The 20,030-nt window shown below is 55.6% G+C and carries 14 protein-coding genes; 8 read left to right on the top strand and 6 right to left on the bottom strand.

The features are described 5' to 3' along the window. Window positions 1-273 precede the first annotated feature (273 nt). The 5 genes from codA to K6123_RS19185 form a co-directional block, all read right to left on the bottom strand. A complete protein-coding gene (codA, locus tag K6123_RS19205) occupies window positions 274-1,521 on the bottom strand; it encodes a cytosine deaminase (RefSeq protein WP_221800747.1) in 1,248 nt (415 codons plus the stop codon). Continuing rightward, window positions 1,518-2,774 carry a PucR family transcriptional regulator gene (locus tag K6123_RS19200; protein WP_221800746.1) on the bottom strand — a complete coding sequence of 419 codons (1,257 nt, stop codon included), beginning with the start codon at window positions 2,772-2,774 and terminating at the stop codon, window positions 1,518-1,520. The genes codA and K6123_RS19200 overlap by 4 nt, the downstream gene beginning before the upstream one ends. Then, a complete protein-coding gene (gene codB / locus K6123_RS19195; protein WP_221800745.1) occupies window positions 2,774-4,030 on the bottom strand; it encodes a cytosine permease in 1,257 nt (418 codons plus the stop codon). Before codB ends, K6123_RS19200 begins: the two co-directional genes overlap by 1 nt. Before the next feature lie 669 nt (window positions 4,031-4,699). Continuing rightward, the gene (locus K6123_RS19190) at window positions 4,700-6,013 is read right to left on the bottom strand and encodes an MFS transporter (protein ID WP_221800744.1); all 1,314 of its coding nucleotides are present in this window, start codon (window positions 6,011-6,013) and stop codon (window positions 4,700-4,702) included. Window positions 6,014-6,452: 439 nt separating this feature from the next. Then, window positions 6,453-7,211 (bottom strand): SDR family NAD(P)-dependent oxidoreductase, encoded by a 759-nt coding sequence (locus tag K6123_RS19185; RefSeq protein ID WP_221800743.1) that lies wholly within the window; start codon window positions 7,209-7,211, stop codon window positions 6,453-6,455. Between the two features lie 314 nt (window positions 7,212-7,525). Between K6123_RS19185 and K6123_RS19180 the strand changes: the two genes are divergently transcribed. The 8 genes from K6123_RS19180 to K6123_RS19150 all read left to right on the top strand — a co-directional run bounded on the left by K6123_RS19180 (window position 7,526) and on the right by K6123_RS19150 (window position 18,884). Beyond that, window positions 7,526-8,371 (top strand): type 2 periplasmic-binding domain-containing protein, encoded by an 846-nt coding sequence (locus K6123_RS19180; RefSeq protein WP_221800742.1) that lies wholly within the window; start codon window positions 7,526-7,528, stop codon window positions 8,369-8,371. Continuing rightward, complete coding sequence (locus K6123_RS19175; protein ID WP_221800740.1) at window positions 8,362-9,582, top strand: hypothetical protein; 1,221 nt, start codon at window positions 8,362-8,364, stop codon at window positions 9,580-9,582. Before K6123_RS19180 ends, K6123_RS19175 begins: the two co-directional genes overlap by 10 nt. Before the next feature lie 352 nt (window positions 9,583-9,934). Then, window positions 9,935-10,864 (top strand): tyrosine-protein phosphatase, encoded by a 930-nt coding sequence (locus K6123_RS19170; RefSeq protein ID WP_221800739.1) that lies wholly within the window; start codon window positions 9,935-9,937, stop codon window positions 10,862-10,864. Between the two features lie 148 nt (window positions 10,865-11,012). Then, a complete protein-coding gene (locus K6123_RS23425; protein ID WP_281423964.1) occupies window positions 11,013-11,141 on the top strand; it encodes a hypothetical protein in 129 nt (42 codons plus the stop codon). 192 nt (window positions 11,142-11,333) lie between these two features. After that, window positions 11,334-13,076, top strand: coding sequence for an extracellular catalytic domain type 1 short-chain-length polyhydroxyalkanoate depolymerase (locus K6123_RS19165; RefSeq protein WP_221800737.1), 1,743 nt, complete (start codon window positions 11,334-11,336; stop codon window positions 13,074-13,076). 237 nt (window positions 13,077-13,313) lie between these two features. Beyond that, entirely contained in the window at window positions 13,314-15,443 is a 2,130-nt protein-coding gene (locus K6123_RS19160) for a D-(-)-3-hydroxybutyrate oligomer hydrolase (RefSeq protein ID WP_221800735.1), read from the top strand. Window positions 15,444-15,591: 148 nt separating this feature from the next. Further along, the gene (locus K6123_RS19155; protein ID WP_221800733.1) at window positions 15,592-17,586 is read left to right on the top strand and encodes a RecQ family ATP-dependent DNA helicase; all 1,995 of its coding nucleotides are present in this window, start codon (window positions 15,592-15,594) and stop codon (window positions 17,584-17,586) included. Window positions 17,587-17,840: 254 nt separating this feature from the next. Continuing rightward, window positions 17,841-18,884 carry a CobW family GTP-binding protein gene (locus K6123_RS19150; RefSeq protein WP_221800731.1) on the top strand — a complete coding sequence of 348 codons (1,044 nt, stop codon included), beginning with the start codon at window positions 17,841-17,843 and terminating at the stop codon, window positions 18,882-18,884. A gap of 7 nt (window positions 18,885-18,891) precedes the next feature. Here the strand turns inward: K6123_RS19150 and queG are convergent, their stop codons facing one another. Continuing rightward, entirely contained in the window at window positions 18,892-19,932 is a 1,041-nt protein-coding gene (gene queG / locus K6123_RS19145; protein WP_221800976.1) for a tRNA epoxyqueuosine(34) reductase QueG, read from the bottom strand. Window positions 19,933-20,030: the final 98 nt, after the last annotated feature.

The following is a 20,030-nucleotide window of genomic DNA, read 5'->3' as shown; positions in this document are numbered from 1 at the left end:
TCACATAATTTGTCATCCTGAGCTCGCCTCAGGATCCATATGGCTTGGAAAGATTCTCCGTTACATGGATCCTGAATCTGCTGCGCGTTCAGGAAGACGGTGTTTTTGGGCAGAAGCCTTTCACATAATTCGTCGTCCTGAGCTTGCCTCAGGATCCATATGGCTTTGAAAGATTCTCCGCTGTATGGGGCCTGAATCTGCAGCGCGTTCAGGACGACGGTGCCAGCCCTAGCTGTGACTTGTTCCTAATGACAGCAGACACCTGACCAGCGGCTACACCGCTAAACGGTTATAACTCACCTGTGATGGCTGCCGTTGCATCAGAATCTCGCCACCACGTACCGACAGCATGACCTCTCCCTGATTGCGTAACACGCTGTAGTCATCTTCACCTTCCAGCACAATAAAGTTGGCAGGCTTGCCCACTTCAATGCCGTAATTATGCTGAATATTAAGGGCGACAGCGCCGTTGTCTGTGATCAGGTCGAGTGCCCGCTGGAAGTCCTGATAACCCATCATCTGGCAGATATGCAGGCCAAAATCCAGGCTGCGCAACAGCTTGCCGTTGCCGAGTGAATACCAGGGGTCAAAGATAGAGTCTTCAGCAAAACAGACGTTGATACCGGCTTCTCGCAGTTCTTTTACCCGGGTCAGGCCACGGCGTTTGGGATAGCTGTCAAAACGGCCTTGCAGATGAATGCTTTCGGTTGGGCAGGAGATAAAGTTGATGCCGGACTTCTTCAGCAAACGGAACAGCTTGGAACAGTAGGCATTGTCGTAGGAGTGCATGGCGGTGGTATGGCTGGCAGTAACTCGGGAACCCAGCTCGCTGAACAGCGCTTCGCAGGCCAGTACTTCCAGGTAACGGGAGTTAGGGTCGTCAATTTCGTCGCAATGCACATCGACCAGCCGATCGTATTTGAGCGCCAGCTCAATCACGGTTTTCATCGACTGCTCGCCCAGTTCGCGGGTGTATTCAAAATGTGGAATACCACCAACCACATCAGCACCGTATTCCATCGCCTGCTCCATCAGCTGCAGACCGTTGGGGTAGGACAGCAGGCCTTCCTGGGGAAAGGCGACCACCTGAATATCAATCTGGTCGCGTAATTCATCACGAATATCACAAAGGGTTTTCAGGCCCACCAGGCTGGGGTCTGAAGTGTCGGCATGGGTACGGATGTGCTGTACGCCGTTGGCGACCAGCAGCTCGATGGTTTTCAGTACCCGCCGACGAATGTCCGCTTCGTTGAGCATGGGCTTGCGTTCGCCCCAGCGTTCGATGCCTTCGAACAGAGTGCCACTCTGGTTCCAGTTAGGTTCACCAGCGGTAAGCGCGGCGTCGAGGTGGATATGCGGCTCGACGAACGGCGCGCACAGCAATTTGCCAGCCACATCCAGACTGCTTTCGCTGGCGCTCAAAAGGCTGCTTTGTGGCGTGATTTTATCGAACAGGCCGTCGTGGATTTCCAGACTGTAGAGGTCGTTGCTGTGGCGCAGGCGGGCATTGATGATGTTCATAACGGCGGGTTCTCGCTTGAAGCTGGTAACGGGTTATTAATGTTATGGCGCTGGAACAGAATCTGTTCAATCAGCAAGGCGTTCTGCAAATTGAGCCGGGTGTAAGGGTCTTTCAGACTGTGGCTGGTGAGTGCTTCGATGCGCTTCAGCCGGTGGCTCAGGGTGTTGCGATGAACGCCTAACAGTTCGGCGGTTTGTTGCTGGTTGCCGAACAGGTTGAGGTATTGGGTGAGGGTTTCTTTCAGCATCAGCGCGTTGCTGTCGCGAGCGAAACAGAGTTCGCCAAGCTGCTGCTGGCAGAAATCCGCCAGCATGTTGCGTTGTGGAATGGCGGCAAACAGCCGCGCAATGCCGAGCTGTTCATAGAAGAACAGCCGCTGGTGTTGATGCTGGATAGCGAACTGCAGCGCCTGGCGGGCCTGTTCGGCAGCGTCGCCAAGCTGGCTCAGTTCCCCTTGCAGGTCGCTGACTCCGGCATACAGAGCGATATCGGGATGCTGCAATTGCAGCCGTTGTAACGCCTGTTCGAGTTCGTCGGCCAGGCTGCCGGAGGTTTCGCCATCACTGGGCCAGATGGCCAGTAAGTCTTCCTGATGCACCAGCACAGGCCAGTCGATGGCACGGCGTTTCAGTAAATCGCCCAGTTGCTGTTCCAGTAAATTGCGTTGTTGCAGCAGTTGCTGTGGCTGCAGTTGATTGTCGTTGCCCCGGCTCAGCTGTGCCAGCCGGATGGCCATCACCGAATAGGGTCGGCTGTCACTCAGCCCCAGCTGGCTGGCACGCAGGTGAATCAGCTCAGGGGTTTCGGCAAAGCCGTTAATCAGCTTGCTGAGGAACAGCTTCACCGACTGCCCCATCAGGTTGTCCTGCACAATGGCGTTGCTGATGATCTCGGTGACGATCACCATTTTTAATTCGTACGGCTGTTCGAATAACGGGAAGCTCAGCGAGTTGGCCAGTTCGATCACGCCCGCCGGAATTTCGCGAATAAACTCCGGTCCGGTCAGTATCACCATGCCAGCCACTTGCTGCTCTGCGCCTTCACGGATCAACTGCTTGAGGTTCTGCTCACTGCGGTGGCGGTTGACTCCAGTGACGAATACCAGCTCGCCACCACTGACCCAGGGGGCGATGCTGTCGTTTTCGGCGACATACGGCCACCGCACCACCCGGTTGCCACCCTGGAAACCAGCCCGGAAGCGAATGCTGCCGAGGCCGGGCAGGCGTGGAATATCAGTACAGCTGATGGCCATTAGCCCTCCGCAGGGTCCAGTTGGGCCTGTGCTTGCGGCAGCTTCAGCAGCACACCGTAGCAAACTGCCGCCGCCAGCACGCCAACCACGGGTGGTAACACAGGTGAGAAATAGGCCGCGGCGGAACCAGCGGCATAGGCTGCCAGCCCCATCCAGTTGAAGTTCGGCAGGCTGACGTCAGCCAGTTTGGGATATGAGCCCTTATGGCGCAGCCAGAAGTCGGCCATGATCACGCCGCCGATGGGGGGAATAAAGGTGCCCAGCAGAATCAGGAACGGAATCAGCATGTTGTACATACCACCGATGGCCAGCACAGTGCCGATGGCGGCGCCAGCAACGGTTACCAGCTTGCGCTTGTCGGTACGCAGCAGGTTACAACCGGCGACAGCAAAGTTGTAAATGGTGTTGTCCTGGGTGGTCCAGATATTGAGGAACAGCATCAACACGGCCAGAACCACAAAGCCCTGCGCCAGCATGACGTCTACGATGTCGGCCTGTTGATAAATCAGTGAACCCAGTGCGCCGGTCAGAACCATCAGGCCGTTGCCAACAAAGAAGGCTGCCATGGTGGCGATCACTGCGATTTTTGGGGAGCTGGCAAAACGGCTCCAGTTGGTGGCCTGGGTGCCGCCACTGACGAAGGTTCCGATCACTACCGTAATCGCCGCGGCAAAGCTCATGGTGTCCGACGGCGTTTGTGCCATCAGGCCGCTGAGGCCACCAATATCCACCATGCCGGTGTACATGCTGACCAGAATAAACAACATCATCGCCGGTACGGCAAAGCGCGACAGCCAGTCGAGGCCTCGATAGCCGACCATGGCAGTGATGCAGAAGGCAAAACCGAAGAAAATCATCAGTGGCATTTCCAGTGAGGCGGAAATACCGGTGGTTTTTACCAGCACAATGGCGATGGTGGCAGTGCCCCATGCGTACCAGCCGATCTGGGTGAAGCCGAGCACAAAGTCCGACAGCTTGCTGCCGATTTCACCAAAACAGAAACGTCCCATCAGCACCGAATTCAAACCACTTTTACAGGCGATGTAGGCCAGCGCAGAAGCATAGGCACCAAGCAGCAGGTTGCCGACCAGAATTGCCAGCATCAGCTCACCGAACGAGAAGGATTTTCCGAGCGTACCACCGGCCCACATGGTGGCGGTGAAGAAGGTAAAACCGAGCAATACCACCGACGTTGAGAGTAAACCTCTGCGTTCGGTTTTGGGCACTTCGCTCAATGGGTAATCCGAAGTATTCATATCAGGCTCCGTGAGTTGAGTTGTGGTTATCTGGTCACAGCCCTGATAAGGCAAGGCATATACCAGTTTACGAACTCAAATCCGGCTGTCTAACCGGTTGTAGAGTCTGGACAGGTCAATTTGTTATTAATTGTGCATAGTGCACAGTTACCCGGGCGGACGGCACAAGGTGCTCACAAAGGGGTCGTGGTTCTGGCGGCAGCATCGCACTGGGTGGCACTGTTTGGGATCACATAATGCCCGCCATTGGGGCAGCGGTGTTTTAAGGGAAGGTCTTTCAAACAATTCGTCATCCTGAATCTGCTTCGCGTTCAGGATGACGGTGTTTTGGACGGGCAGGGTTTCAAATGACGCGTCATCCTGAGTTTGCCTCGGGACCCATACGGCTTCGCAAGATTTTCTGTCGTATGGATCCTGAATCTGCTTCGCGTTCAGGATGACGGTGTTTTGGGCGGGCAGGGTTTCAAATGATTTGTCATCCTGAGCTTGCCTCAGGATCCATACGGCTTTGAGCGATTCTCCGCTGTATGGATCCTGAATCTGCTTCGCGTTCAGGATGACGGTGTTTGGGGCGGCAGGGTTTCAAATGATTCGTCATCCTGAGCTTGCCTCAGGATCCATACGGCTTCCAGTATTCTCTGTCGTATGGATCCCGACCCAGTCTGGCTGTCAGTTACCGGAAGCTGCCTTTGGCGGAGCCGGTGGTTCATCAAATGGCTGATTGGCCGCGACGTCCAGCGGAGTTTCTTCTGCCAGTGGTTCGTCCGGGTGCATTTCCAGTACCGCGGGTGAGGTACGCAGCATAGGTACAAAGGCAGCCGGGGATTCAGGCTGTTCTTCAACACTGGCGGCTGGACGTTTGAGACGGTACACCACATAGGCCACATAAACCCCATGGGACAGTGCGAACAACGCCAGCAGGGCACCAGGGCCGGTGGCTTGCATGACTTCACCGCTCACGGCCGGGCCAATGGCTGCACCAATGCCGTAAACCAGCAGGTTGGCGCTGCCCGCAGGCAAAATGTCGTTGCTGTCGATATGGTCGACCAGGTGGGCGACCGCGACCGGGTAGAGTGAGAAGGCGGCCCCGCCCCACAAGGCAATATTCAGCAGCAGCATCCAGTAGGGGATCGGCAGCAGCCAGCTGATCAGGGTTACCACAAAGCCCAGTGCTGAAATGGCACCCAACACAATACGGCGGTCGTAACCGTCAGAGAAACGGCCGATCGGATACTGGAACAGGAAGCCACCAATAATCGCTGCTGACATCAGGTTGGCAACCTGTCCGGCGTCCAGACCAATACGTTGGCCATAAATTGGCATCAGGCCCCAGAACGCGCCCATGACCAGGCCGGACAAGGCACTGCCCATTACCGCCAAAGGCGCCTGACGCATCAGCTTGCGTAAGGAATAGCGGCTGACGTTGGTCACCTTGGGCTGTGGCAAGCGGGTCCAGCTGACTGGAATCAGGCTCACACACACCAGCATGGCGGCAATCGCAAAGAGGGTGAAATTCAGCGGACTGTCGAGTACCAGCAATTGCTGGGTCAGCGCCAGGGCTGCCAGCGTGACGGCGATATACACCGCAAACACCTGACCGCGTTTTTCTGCCGGTGTCTGATCGTTCAGCCAGCTTTCAATGATGGTGTACAGAATCACCAGGGTTGCGCCGGTAATGACCCGCAGCACAATCCAGATATAAGGGTTCACGATCAGCACGTGCAACAGGACGGTTGCTGCTGAAACGGCGGCACAGAGGGAAAACGCCCGTACATGGCCAACCCGGCGCAGCAGTTTCAGGCCCATAAAGGAACCAACAAAATAGCCGAAGAAATAGCCGGACATGATATAGCCGATCAGGCTGTCGCTATAACCTTCCAGGCCGCCGCGCAATGACAGCAGGGTATTTAGCAAGCCGCTGCCGAACAGCAGTAAGGCAACGCCAACCAGCAGCGAAAAAATAGGCATAACCACCGGAATCATTACGCATACCTCCATGACGGCATATGGGTAACGATAGACGATGCTGTCGCCTTGACAGCAGCGAGCCTCAGCCATTGAGAAATATGACCGTGGCAAAAGCCGGAAGCTTTCATGGTGTCCTCTGTGATGAATTTAAGCGGTAATAAACGACCGTTTCACGCAGGATCAACGACGCCCTGGCGAGTATGCCAGTGAGTACTTTGATGGTGACGTGAATAGCTCTGGAATGAGCTGTTATTTCAGAAAGAAACAGGGTCGGAAAGAGACGCGTGTTTTACCATTACTGGTTAAATTTTCAACTAAATAATGACGTAAACAGACAACTTTTTTGAAACTGTGAAAACAGTCGCCAGTGGCGCTGACAGGCAGGATTTTTGAGCAGGAAAAACGGCTGAAAAAAGTCCCGGCAAAAGGCGAAATCCCTCTGCCGGGAGGCGCGTTATTTAGCCAGATAACCACCATCAACGGCGTAGTAGGTGCCGGTTACGAATGAGGCAGCGTCGCTGGCGAGCCAGCATACCAGTTCGGCAACTTCAGCTGGCGTGCCCATACGATTGAGCGCGTGTTGGGTGGCCAGATAATCCTGGGTTTCCTTATCAAGGGTTTCATCGACCAGCGGCGTGTGAATAAAGCCCGGACCGACGGAGTTGAGACGAATGCCGTCAGCGGCGTGTTCCAGAGCAGCGGATTTGGTCATACCAACCACACCGTGTTTGGCGGCGACATAGGCAGGTGACATGGCAATCCCCACCTGACCCAGAATCGAAGCCATATTAACGATACTGCCGGAGCCCTGTTTTACCATGGTTTGCAGCTGCGCACGCTGGCAATAAAACACGCCGTTGAGGTTGATATTGATAACCTTGTTCCAGCCGTCGATCGGGTATTCCGCCGATTTGGCGGCCGGGCCACCAATACCGGCGTTGTTGACGCCGATATCCAGCCGACCGAGCTCAGCGACGGTGCGTTCTACACCGGCGGCGACCGCGTCTGCATCGCTGACGTCAGCGACAATCGCCAGCATTGGCACATCGTAGTGCTTGAGCTTTTCGATCGCGCTGGTGAGGTGATCTTCCGATACATCCCAGAGTGACAGGGCGGCACCAGACGCGGCCATTTTTTCTGCAATTGCGAAACCAATACCGGAAGCTGCTCCGGTGATCATGGCGACTTTGCCTTTCAGCTGGTAATCAATCATGACGTATCTCCTTGCTAGGTGGACTCAGTGTGAGGGTTTGGAGCCCGTCTCTGATGTGCGGTTCACCAGCTTGGTTGGATAACAGCATCCCACAGATGACTATCTGACGCCCCCAGGCCTGGCTGGCAGGTTTTAGCATAACTGGCCGGTGGTTTACGGCAACGGCCCTAGTGTGTCGTTGCTCAATAACTTGATATGTGTCGCCGGAACTGTCTGCTTCTGTCATGTTTTTGTCATGGCTTTGAAATAAAAATAGCAGCCTTTGTTGTTAACTGGCCGTTGCCGTGTTGCAGAACTTTCAAATACACAATCCCGTGCGCTACTGGTTATTACTGCTGGTGGCGGCGGCTGCTGTGCTGCTGGCCAGTATGGGCATGGTACAGCAGCAGCCACAGCCGTTTGTGTTGCGGGATTACCTGTCGGCCAGCTGTGAGCTGACGACCCTGACTAAGCCTGCACCGCAACAGCAGCAGACAGAACGCCTCAGTATTCTGCTGGGCAGTTCGCTGGGAGCCGACAAGATGCTGGAAATCCTCTGTCGCTCGGAGTTGCTGGCGCAGCAATTTGCCGGCATTGATATCATCTGGCGCTACAAAAGCTTCCTCAGTGCCCAGCATATTATTGAGCAGCAATACGATGTGATGTGGGGGCGGGATTATGCCCTGCATGGTCTGGTGCCGGATCTGGAGCAATATTACGGCGTGCTGGCCAGTACTGCGCCGTTCAAGGTCTATTGGCTCAGCAAGGGACGGCCAGTGGCGTTAACGCCCGAATATCTGGCTGACAAAAAGATCGGCGTACTGGCGGGCGGCATCAGCCAGACCTTTTATCTGCAACCTATTACGTCGCTGCAGCATGCTGGCCTCGATGCCAAAACCCTGGCTTTTCGTGAATACAACACCTTGCCTGCTCTCTATCAGGCGTTTGAGAGCGGCGAGGTCGATATCATTCCGACGCCCTTGTGGTTGCTCAGCAGTTACGGCGTGCATTACGACTACGCACTCTTGCTGGAACCGGCAATGCCGGGCGCCAACTGGTATATCAAGAGTGGTTTGCTGAGCTCGACCAAAGTGGCTTGCGAACTGTATCAGGCGGTGGCGGCGGTGCCGTTTGTTTCAACTGAAAAGATCATGCTGGCAGGTGACTTGCGATGCGACTAGATAGCAAACATTCAATGCTTGTCGCTGGTCTGGCCGGGCTGCTGTGGGCGGTTCTGGGTGTGCAGGGTTACTGGCAGGCTCATCAACAGATGGCGACAGCCATCGAACAACAGTTGCTGCAGCAATTCCGCCCACGGCTGGAATTCACCCCGGAGCAATGGAATGGATCGGCCAGCAGCTGGCAGGCATTGGCCGATGGTATGGCAGCCGATATTGCCAGTGTGACGCTGAATCCCGGCATCGGCGAAATTGTCGGTGGCCAGTTGCGGGTGCTGGAAATCCAGCAACATCAATTTGCGCAACTACAAAGCGGCGAACGTCCGCTGGATCTCAGCTGGAAGCGCGACACTGGTGACTTTGAAGTTCGTCTGGCGCTGCAGCTGGAAACCAACTGGAGCTATTTGCTGGGCAGTCGTTTGTTACTGGTGTTGTTGGCCGGAGCTTTGATGTTATTGCTGCCACGGCCATTGTCTGAGCGTCAGCGTTATTACCAGCAGGCTTTGTTGGCTGCAGGGGTTGAACAGACTGAAGCGATCCGGCTGGCACCGCTTGCGGCAGCGATGCCATCCGAACCCTTGCTGGATTATTTACTGACACTGGCTGAACTTGGCTGGTCGCAGCGGGCGGCGGCGCTGCTGGAGGAAATCGCAGGTCTGACAGGATTTTCAGAACTGACCCCGGCACAGCGGGAATGGCTGACATTGGGACTGCAGCTGCATGATGGTGATTTATCGCAGGCATTGGTGGTCGCAACGGCCAGCCCGGAACTGCGGATCAATGCCGCCGATGGCAGCATCTGGTTGCACGGCATTGAAGTACGGCTGCCGACCACGCCGTTCTGTTATTACTACTGGTATGCGCTGATGCGCCAGCAGGCTGGCGATCAGGGCGGCTGGATTACCAACCCCAGAGCCGACAAGGGCGATAAGCAGCTGGCGCAATCACTGATTGAGTTGATGGAGGAGCTGAACGGCCACAACCGCGCTATCAATGACCTGCGTGAAAAAGGCCTGCGGGCCAAAACCCTCGACCAGAACCGCAGCCGTATCAAGGAGCATCTGGTGGCCTTGCTGGGTGAGCAACTGGCAGCACCGTATCTGTTTGAACAGGAGCGTGACCTCAGTACCTCGCGGTTCCAGTACCGGATTGCCACCGAGGCTGCGGCGATTCGGCTGCAGCGCCCGAATATCCCGCTTTCTATCGCCGTTTAGGCGCAATTTTCAGTGCTGTCTTGTGCTCTGTCTGTGTCCTTCTAAACGCGCACCGATTCAGCGCCTGGGCTGACTGGCATTACTGTCTTTTAGCCTGCTTTTTACCCGCTTTGGATCTTGTTGGAGCTGTTTGAGATGTCTGTAACCGGCCCGGCTGGTTCAGCGACACGTTATAGACATCTAATAAATCCTCATCAATCACCCATTAACATAACTGTCACCGGAATTTTCAACGCTGGTTGCAGGCAGGGCGGCGCACCGGTTCTCCGGGCGGCACTGTGGCGGATGCCGCTGTTCAGGTGCGTGTGCCTGGCCCTCTTTTTGACATCAAACCATCTATTGAGGAAATCCCATGACGCTGCTGAAGCCGGTGTTGCCACTGAAACTGATCGCGACGGCTCTGATGCTGGGCGCAACCGCATCCCTTTCCAGCCTGGCAGCAGCCGATATCGACAAGGCAGCTGCCATGCAGGCAAAAGCCGGTGTTGCCGCTACCTATGACCGGGTGCTGCCGTTGGAAGGCGGTTCCAACTTCCGTGATCTGGGTGGTTATAAAACCGCCGATGGCAAGGAAGTACGCAAGGGGATGCTGTTCCGTTCGGCAGCGATGACCAATTTCACTGAAGCCGACCAGCAATACCTGGCCGGATTTGTTTTCGACACTGTGGTCGACCTGCGCAGTACCGAAGAGCGCGATCTGTTCCCGGACCGCTGGCTGCAAAACAGCAAGGTGCATTATGTCGCCACGGACTACAGCATCGTCGCCATGATGGCGGCCAGCCGTAATGCCGCCAACCAGAAGCAGGCGTTTGACATGGCAACGGCCTACCAGACCATGCACACAGGCATCAAGCAGCAGCTGAGCGACTACTTTGACAATGCCATCAAGGGCAACGCGCCGATTGTTGTACATTGCTCCGCTGGCCAGGACCGCACCGGTATTGCTTCGGCACTGATGTTGTCGGCGTTGGGCGTACCACGGGCACAGGTGGTACAGGATTACGTGCTGACTCCGGCGTTCCGTCGTCCAGACGTGGAAATGGCGGGTGTTGATCTGCAAAAAGCAGCCGAGACCAACGCATTCGCCAAAATGATTGCCCATCATTTCAGCAAGGAAATAAAAACCGTACCGCCGGTATTCACCAACGACGGCGTACCTTTTATCAACTTCGCCCTCAACCAGATCGAAAAGGACTACGGCTCGGTTGAACAGTATCTCGACAAGGAACTGGACGTTTCCGCGGCGGATATCGCCCAACTGCGCAAGCTCTATTTGAACTGAGTCTCTGACCCCGCATCAGTCCGTCACAAGGCCCGCCTGTCTGGCTGATGCGGTTCATTTAATAAATCCACGTCATCCCGGACGCGAAGCAGATCCGGGATCCATAGGGCTTTTGGATCCTGATACTGCACGGCTCGAACAGTTCAGGATGACGACAATTTATGGCGACAAACGCTTAAGTGAACAGCATTACGTCTGTCTGGCGGGCTTTGATCATTCCTTTCTCTCAGGCTGGCTCGAATACAGCCACCGTCTGCAACTAAAGAACGGCAGTTAATCTTTGGCGGATACCCACAATAGCCATCGGCAGGTGCGCTGCTGGGGCAGGAACCGCAACAGGATGTTTCTCTATCGACCGTTATGGAAGATGAATCAACCCGCAGCCAGTCTGACCATTCACTCAGTTCCACACAACGCTGAATAACGACCTTCAATATCAACTTTTAATAACAATAAGAGGACAGCGGATATGTCGATGCGTAAATTTGCTGCGCTGATGCTGTGCAGCTGGCTCACGGCGGCCACCGTCGAGGCTGGCACCACCAGCTCCCATACCTTTACGGCGGAGTCCTATACGGGATCGAAAAACCGCCAGTACCAGGTTTATCAACCCGACAACCTGCCAGCGTCGCCACCACTGGTGATGGCGCTGCATGGCTGTAGCCAGACCGAGCAGGACGTATTGGACGACTGGGGCCTCAAGGCCGCCGCCGACCGTTACGGTTTTGTGCTGGTGACGCCGTTTATCACCAGTTATGACGGCTTGCGCAATACCAACTGCTGGGGCTTCTGGTTTGAAGCCGAGCGCCATGAAGGTGCTGGTGAAGTAGAGGATCTGCGTTCGATTGCCACTGAGGTTGAAAGCCAGTATCAGACCAATCCGGCCCAGCGATTTATCACCGGATTGTCGTCCGGTGGTGCCATGACCGTGGTTGCGGCAGTAGCCCATAACGAGTTCTGGACGGCAGCGGCCAGTGCTGCCGGTTTGCCTTATGGCGAAGATTCCGCCTCGGTGTCCTTGTCTGGTCAATGCCCGGGTTATGCCACCTTTCATTCGGTTAGTCAGATCGCCAGTGCCATGAATGCCGAGCTGGATGACAGCCGCAAGATTCCGCTGATGGTGTTGCAGAACCAGAACGACTGCACCGTACTGCAACAGGCGGCCCTGAATATTCGCGACGCTCACTTACAGGTGTTCGGTAACAGCGGTTTTACTACCGCCACCGCCGCATTGGCCCAAAGCGACAGCTGTTCGCCGTATTACCAGAACAACTACAGCTGCCAGCATAATCGCTATACCAGCGACGGCACCCCAAGCGGCGATTCGATTGTTGAAACCGTCATTCTGGACGGCCCGACCAGTACGCCGAACACCCAGGACACCGATCACGGCCATTATTGGGTTGGTGGAGAAGACGGCAATAACGGCAAGTGGTCGGTTCGGATTGGGCCCAGCTACCCGGACATCATCTGGGATTTCTTTGCCCGTCAGGCCGCCATTAGCAGTGCAGACCTGCCGGTTTGTACGGTGTTGGGCGATAACCCGCAAAGCGTTGATTTGAACGACAGCTTTGTTGACGCCGGCGCCAGCTGTCAGGACGCCAGTGGCGCCCTGACCGTCAGCAGCCAATGCTCGGTGGATACCAGTGTGGTGGGCAGCTACCAGTGCAGCTACAGCGCTACCAATGCCGACGGCACCACCACCGTTTTGCGGCAGGTCGACGTTATCGACCCCAACGCGCCACTGGAAACCTGCCTTACGGCTGCTGCCAGCCCGAGCGATCATATTACTGCCGGACGCGCTGTGATTGGTGGGCTTTACAGCCTGCGAGCGATTTCAACCGGAGACCAGCAGGATATTGGTTATGCCTACGATAGCTGGGGCAGCGTGACCCTGACGGAAGGAGAAACCGGCAGCTGGTACGCCACAGCGCCTGCAGCCTGTAATGGTTCTGGTGATGGTTCCGGAGACGGCTCGGGAGATGGCTCGGGAGATGGCTCGGGAGATGGCTCGGGAGATGGCTCAGGCACTGGCTTCGAGTGCCAGGAAACCTACGACAGCCTGCTGAATCACCAGCAGGCGGGCCGCGCCTATTATCAGCTGGGTTATTACAGCGTTGGCGGTGATGACTTGCTTGGCAGCATTTCCGGCGCATACGTCTGGGTCAAGGAAACCAGCTCGGGCTATTTTGAAGCAGGGCAGTGTGATTAACCGGACTCGGTCAGTCTGGTTGTAAGACTCCGGTGCTGGTTAGTGATCGCTTTGGCAGTTTGTGCAAACTGCGGGGCGAAACAGGCCAGCACCGGCTCTCTCGTACCATCTGATGGTATTTCCCCTCGAAGCTTCTGGTGATGATCCTGAGCGGCAATCATTGGGCAATCCAGACCCGGGTGGTTGCAAGATCAAAGGAAGTCATTATCCCGAATTCTAATAATCAGAGGGACTACCATGAAAACTCATCACCAGCTTCTTCAATCTCATCTTCGCCGATCCGGGGTTACGCCTGATGCAAGCCTGCCACGATCAGCCAAACTCTGTTCTGCAGTGTTGGCGGCAAGCCTGCTGGTTGCCTGTGGCAGTGACAAGGACAACAAGTCGCAAAGCATTCCAATGAATCTGGGCACAATACAGAGTGCCAGTTACAGTGGTGACGACGGCTTGCTGGCCGGATTGGGGCTCAGTGGCTTGCAAGGAGCAGCCCCCGGTTATGTCGATGCCGCCAATCCAACTCTGACCGAACTACGCCGCAATACGATTTATGCAAACTACACCGCGCTGGTAGACCAGAGCGCCAATGGTGGTTTTGGCTCGGTTTATGGACCAACAGATGACACTCATTATCCGGGTACCGAATATTTCGCCTTTGTCGGCGAGGGTCTTAACCGGGCGACGCTGCTGGTGCAAATTCCCGACAGTTTTGATACTTCAAACCCCTGCATTATTGCTGGTCCGGCATCCGGCTCCCGCGGGGTATATGGAGCCATTGGCACTGCCGGTGCCTGGGCTATAGAGCATGGTTGTGCTGCGGCGTTGACGGATATGAACAAGGGCACGGGCGCTGTTGATTTGACCCGGCAGCTGGGTTTTGGAATCCAGATCAATGCCCTGTCGCTGGATACGGACGAGGAGCTGACATTTCGGGTGCCAACGCAGGAAAATGTCGCGACGGACAGCCTCGACGAATACGCCGGTGTAACGCTGCCGACACAGGCTGAGGTCGATGCCTACACCAGTGCCAACCCGCACCGTTATGCCTTCAAGCATTTGCATTCGCAGAAAAATATCGAGAAAGACTGGGGCCTGCACACCTTGCAGTCGATCAAGTTTGCCTTGCAGCAGCTCAACAGCCATTTCACGGAAGCCGATCAATTTACCGCCGCCAATACCCTGGTGATTGCAGCCAGTGTTTCTAACGGTGGTTCAGGTGTAGTCAGGGCAGCGGAACAGGATGTCGAAAACCTGATTGATGCAGTGGTGGCGGGTGAGCCCAATGTGATTCCGGCCTCCGCCCCCGAGAGTTTTGATATTCGTGTTGGCGAGCGGGTGATCAGTAATCACAGCAAAAGCTCCTATGAGTATTTTGCCTATGCCGAACTGTTCGCTGCCTGCGCAGGTGATGATCCTGAGCTGACTTCGACGGCGTTGAAAGACCTGCGCGGTGATGCCAGTCCACGGTGTCAGTCGCTGGTCGATGCTGGTTTGCTAACGGCGGGTAGTGCAACCGAACTGGGTCAACAGGCCAGTGCCAGGCTGTTGGCCGCCGGATTTACGCCGGAATCCATGATCGTGGCGGCCGGTTACGGCAGTATCGATATTTATCAGTCGCTGGTTACCGGCTATGCCAATCAATTCACCCGCAGCTCAGTGATTGATGCCGTTTGTGATGTGTCGATGGGTGTGGTGGACGGCAATGGTCATCCAGCCAGTAATAGTGAAGCGGCGACGTTGGCAACCACCAGTAACGGTATTCCTCGTACTGCCAATCTGGTGCTGATCAAGGATGATGACAATTCTGGTCAGGCGACGGTGCAACATTCCGCAACCTCATCGAACGGCCGTCAGGATTACAACCTCGAAGGTGCGTTGTGCTACTGGGATATCTTTAACAACGCAGATAACCCGCTGCATCAGCGCCTGATGACCGGCTTGTCAGAAGTGGAGGCCAGCGGCAACCTGCGCGGTAAACCGACCATCCTTGTGCACGGTCGTGCCGATGCGCTGATCTTGCCTAACCACAGCTCACGCCCTTATGTGGCCCTGAACCAGCAAATCGAAGGTAGTCGGTCGCAGTTGCACTATTACGAAGTGACCAACGCCCAGCATCTGGATACCCTGAACCAGACCTATGCGGCATTGGGCGGTGGTGAGATGGAGTTCGTGCCACTCGACTACTACTTCAAACAGGCGCTGGAGCTTATGTATCAACATTTAACGGAAGGCACGGCATTGCCACCCAGTCAGGTGGTCGGCACCGTGGCACCCACTGGCGGTACTATAACTCTGGCCAACTTGCCTGCCATCAGCAGCTCGCCAGCCATGCCGATTACTTTCGATGGCGTTGATCTGGTGATCGAATAATAGCAGCCTCGTTTCAGGGCCAGCTGTAGCGCTGGCCTTATCTGGCCAAGGCTGTTTTTGTGCTCTCTGTTTTTGTGACAGAAGCCGGGCTTGGGTACACTGGGTTGCCGTTCGTTATTCTCTTTCGCAGGTTAAGCAGGGATCTGACATGCAACCCAACTGGCAGCCCTCGCTGCAGCAATATTTTGGTTTCGAGCAACTGCGTCCCGGCCAACAACCGGTTATTGAAGGTCTTCTGGCGGGCCGTTCCTGTGCCGCGATTTTCCCCACAGGCTCGGGCAAATCCCTCTGTTATCAGCTACCTGCCTTGCTGTTACCACATCTGACGCTGGTGATTTCACCCTTGCTGGCCTTGATGCAGGATCAGGTGCAGTTTCTGCAGTCGAAGGGCATTGCTGCTGCCTCCATTGATTCGACCCAAAACCGTGACGAAGCACAGGAAGTGATGAACGGTGTGCGCAGTGGCACCATCAGGATTCTGATGGTTTCGGTGGAGCGGCTGAAGAACGAACGCTTCCGCCAGTTTATTGCCCAGGTGCCTATCTCGCTCTTGGTCGTCGACGAAGCTCATTGTATTTCTGAATGGGGCCACAACTTCCGGCCGGACTATCTCAAACTGCCGGATTATTGCCGCGAGTTTGAAGTCCCGCAGGTGTTGCTGTTAACCGCTACCGCGACCCAGGCGGTGATCGCCGATATGCAGAAGCATTTTGCGATCGCCGCTGCCGACGTCGTCACCACAGGCTTTCATCGACCCAACTTACGCCTGTTAGTGCAACCAACGGCGGAAGCCGAACGGCCGCAGAAGTGCGCGACCTGGCTGCAGTACCTGGCCAAAAAATCGGCGGCAAGGCAGCAGGACTTTGCGGCAGTGGTTTACGTTACCTTGCAGAACACCGCTGAAACCGTCGCCGAACAATTGGCCAGCCAGCTGCCCTTTCCGGTGCGGGCCTATCACGCTGGCATGGGGCATGAGCAACGTGACCTGTTGCAGCGGCAGTTTATGGCTGGAGAAGTCCCGGTGATTGTCGCCACCATCGCTTTTGGTATGGGCGTTGATAAAAGCAATATTCGTCAGGTGATTCATTACGACCTGCCCAAATCGATCGAGAACTACAGTCAGGAAATCGGCCGTGCCGGGCGTGATGGCCAGCCGTCTGATTGCGTCATGCTGGCCGATGACAGTGGCCTGACGGTGCTGGAAAATTTCGTTTACGGCGACGCCCCGGAGCTGGCCAGTATTGAACAGGTGATTCAGACTATTCAGCAGCAAAGCCAGCCAGACAACCGTGGTGCTGCCCAATGGGAAGTGCTGATGACGCCCTTGTCGAACGCCAGCAATATTCGCCAGCTGCCGCTGAAAACCCTGTTGGTGAATCTGGAAATGAATGGCGTGCTGACTTCCCAATACAGCTATTTTGCCGAGTATCGGTTCCAGTTGGCGGACAGTGAAGATAGCTTGCTGGCGCATTTTCGCGATGAACCCAGACAGTTTCTGCAGCAGCTGTTAGGCACCAGCAAAAAAGGTCGCAGCTGGTACACCCTCAACATTGAAGCGCTGGAGCAAGCGGTTCCGAATTCTGAAACACACGTTCGGGTACGGGCCCTGAAAGCACTGGAGTTCTGTCAGGAACGTGGCTGGATTCAGCTCGAAAGCAAACAGATGACTGACGTTTACCGGGTGGATGTGAACCGGCTGGCTGACCCGGCTTTGGCGCAGACGCTGTATCAGCACTTCAGCGCCAAACAGCAGAATGAAATCGGCAGAATTCACCATATGCTGGATCTGTTTCGCCAGCCCGTTTGTTTGTCGCGGCGGTTGGCGGAGTATTTTGGTGACCATATGGATCACGACTGTGGTGTCTGCTCTGTGTGTCGTGGTCAGTTCCAGCCATGGCCGGAGCTGGTGGTGAACCAGCAGCTGAACAGCCTTAATGCTGCTGAGCTGGTTCGTCCATTACAACAGGCGATTCAGCAGCAGTTCGGAGCTGTGGCTTCGAGTGAACTGTTAACCCGTTTTCTGTGTGGCATTCAGGTGCCCTGGTTCAGCAAGGTCAAGGCCCGTTCAATGGCAGGCTTTGGCAAGCTGGAAAATGTGCCTTACGCCGAGGTCAAAGCCTGGCTGGCCAGCGCGGGATTTTAACAGGGGCTTTGTCGGGCGTGGCCCAATCTACGTGAATCCGTGGGGAATAGCGGTGGGCTTTGTTGGGCGTGGCCCAACCTGCGTGAATCTGCAGAGGGAATGGCTGGTGTGTAGGATGGGCCGTGCCCATCAGAATAACGTCAGCTATTCGCATATTTGGATCATCCACCCGGGCATTCCAAATTGTCCACTGCGGTTGATGCTTTTATGCTGGCAGGCCGTTTTTATCTCTGTTTTCAAGCTACAGGCCTTTCATGACTTCCGATTCCCGACTTCCAGTTAACGTGCTGACCGGCTTTCTTGGTGCGGGCAAAACCACCTTGCTGAAACACTGGCTGCAGTCACCACAGCTGGCGAATACGGCGGTGATTATCAATGAGCTGGGAGCGGTGGGGCTGGATCATCTGTTGGTGGACAACAGCCAGGAAAGCCTGTTTTTGCTCGATAACGGCTGCCTTTGTTGTGCGGTGCGGGATGATCTTATTACTTCCTTGCAGGATCTCCAGGCTCGCCGTGCTGGTGGCGAGCTGCCAGCCTTTGATCGGGTGGTGATTGAAACCACCGGGCTGGCGGACCCGCTGCCAGTATTGCAAACCCTGATGATGGCGGAAGGTGTGGTTGAGCATTTCCGCGCCGATGCAGTGATTACCTGTGTGGATGGCGTCAACGGCATCAAAACCTTGGAAAACTACCCGGAAGCCCTGAAACAGGTGGAACTGGCGGATGTACTGCTGGTAACCAAACAGGATCTGTCAGCAGCCGCAGATACGGCTGTGACTGAACGGCTGGCAGAGATTAATCCGCTGGCGCAACGCCTGTTAGTGTCGAATGGTCAACTGGATGCGAGTGTGTTGCTGCAATCTGCTTTGCTGCCGTTGGAACAGCAAAGCGCCAGGCAGCTGCCAGCAAGCGCTGCGAGCGGAGCGCACAGTGGCCGGGTCAGGAGTCTGGTGTTGATGACGGATGATGCGATCAGCAATTTTGATATCAACTGCTGGCTGGAAATTGTTACCAGCGTTTATGAAGGCCAGTTGTTACGCCTGAAAGGGCTGGTGAAAGAAGCCTCCAACCCACAGCAGCCGCTGTTGTTACATGCGGTGCAGGCGCTGGTATCCGATCCCCAGCGGCTGGATCAATGGCCGTCGTCCGACCAGCGTACGCGTATCGTACTGATTGGCGAGCGGCTGGATGAGGAGGATATCCGGCGGGTGTTTCAAACCTTTACCGGTGCCCGTTTGATTGATAGCCAACAGAATCCGCTGGCACTGTTGGGCGTCGGCAGTTTGAAACCCGTCTGACCGCTGTTCAGCGGGTGTGCCGTGACAGCGCCCAGTCAATATGCTCCTGTACCATGGCACTGACCAGCGGCCGTTTTTGCTGCAGTGCCTCAATCACTTCCAGGCTGGCGGGGGCATTGCCGAGCGCCACGGCGATATTGCGTAGCCAGTTTTCGTAGCCGGTTCGACGAATCGGCATACCTTCGGTTTTTATCATAAAGGTGGCTTCGTCCCAGTGCCACAGCTCCAGCAGGCTGGCCTTGTCGAGCTGGTGGCGGGGGCTGAAGTCAGCTTCGCTGGTCGCTTTGCTGAAGCGGTTCCAGGGGCAGCCAATCTGGCAGTCGTCACAGCCAAAAATACGGTTACCCATCGGCTCCCGTAACTCAACCGGAATCGGTCCGTTCAACTCAATGGTGAGGTAGGAAATACACTTGCGGGCGTCCAGTACATAGGGGCCGACAAAGGCGTTGGTCGGGCAAATATCCAGGCAGGAAGTACAACGACCACAGTGTTCTTCGTTATAGGCTTCATCAAGCGGTAATGGCAGATCGGTGAGAATCTCGCCGAGGAAAAAGTAGGAGCCCGCTTTACGGTTGATGATCAGGGTATGTTTGCCTGTCCAGCCCAGCCCGGCTTTTTGGGCCAGTGGCCGTTCCATAATCGGCGCGCTGTCGACAAAAGCCCGAAAGTCCATTGCGCCAGCCGCTTCACGCAGCTGATTGCCCAGCTGGGTGAGGCGTTTGCGCAGCAGTTTGTGGTAATCCCGTCCCAGTGCATAACGTGAGATATACGCTCGTTCAGGTGTGCGTAATTGCTCCAGCATTTGAGTGTCAGACGGCAGGTAATCCATCCGTACACTGATCACCCGCAAGCTGCCGGGATGCAGTTTTTCAGGGTGCCAGCGCATGTCGTCGTGGGCTGCCATGTAGTCCATCTGGCCGTGGTAACCCTGTTGCAACCAGTGTTGCAGCTGCGCGCCAGCCTGCTGCAAGTCGACGTCTGTGACACCTACTTGCTGAAAGCCCAGCTCTTTGGCCCAGTCGTCTAATTTGACCCGTAGCAACTGCATTGGCGCACTTGGCGGTGTCATCAGGGTTGAATTGTCAGACAAGTAGGTTTCCCGTTCGGTGGCAGCAGCGGTTATAATCGTTCACTTTATCACATGCT

It is taken from the genome of Oceanobacter mangrovi, from assembly GCF_019740315.1.
Classification (GTDB): Bacteria; Pseudomonadota; Gammaproteobacteria; order Pseudomonadales; family Oceanobacteraceae; genus Oceanobacter; species Oceanobacter mangrovi.
The sequence above is the reverse complement of the archived record's forward strand: the minus strand, read 5'-3'. Positions and strand labels throughout refer to the sequence as shown.

Coding starts and splice junctions, on each gene's coding strand:
- K6123_RS19200 (WP_221800746.1), bottom strand. CDS start 2,774: ATGGCCATCAGCTGTACTGATATTCCACGCCTGCCCGGCCTCGGCAGC.
- K6123_RS19165 (WP_221800737.1), top strand. CDS start 11,334: ATGTCGATGCGTAAATTTGCTGCGCTGATGCTGTGCAGCTGGCTCACG.
- K6123_RS19150 (WP_221800731.1), top strand. CDS start 17,841: ATGACTTCCGATTCCCGACTTCCAGTTAACGTGCTGACCGGCTTTCTT.
- K6123_RS19170 (WP_221800739.1), top strand. CDS start 9,935: ATGACGCTGCTGAAGCCGGTGTTGCCACTGAAACTGATCGCGACGGCT.
- K6123_RS23425 (WP_281423964.1), top strand. CDS start 11,013: ATGACGACAATTTATGGCGACAAACGCTTAAGTGAACAGCATTACGTC.
- K6123_RS19155 (WP_221800733.1), top strand. CDS start 15,592: ATGCAACCCAACTGGCAGCCCTCGCTGCAGCAATATTTTGGTTTCGAG.
- K6123_RS19175 (WP_221800740.1), top strand. CDS start 8,362: ATGCGACTAGATAGCAAACATTCAATGCTTGTCGCTGGTCTGGCCGGG.
- queG (WP_221800976.1), bottom strand. CDS start 19,932: ATGCAGTTGCTACGGGTCAAATTAGACGACTGGGCCAAAGAGCTGGGC.
- K6123_RS19185 (WP_221800743.1), bottom strand. CDS start 7,211: ATGATTGATTACCAGCTGAAAGGCAAAGTCGCCATGATCACCGGAGCA.
- codA (WP_221800747.1), bottom strand. CDS start 1,521: ATGAACATCATCAATGCCCGCCTGCGCCACAGCAACGACCTCTACAGT.
- K6123_RS19190 (WP_221800744.1), bottom strand. CDS start 6,013: ATGATTCCGGTGGTTATGCCTATTTTTTCGCTGCTGGTTGGCGTTGCC.
- K6123_RS19160 (WP_221800735.1), top strand. CDS start 13,314: ATGAAAACTCATCACCAGCTTCTTCAATCTCATCTTCGCCGATCCGGG.
- codB (WP_221800745.1), bottom strand. CDS start 4,030: ATGAATACTTCGGATTACCCATTGAGCGAAGTGCCCAAAACCGAACGC.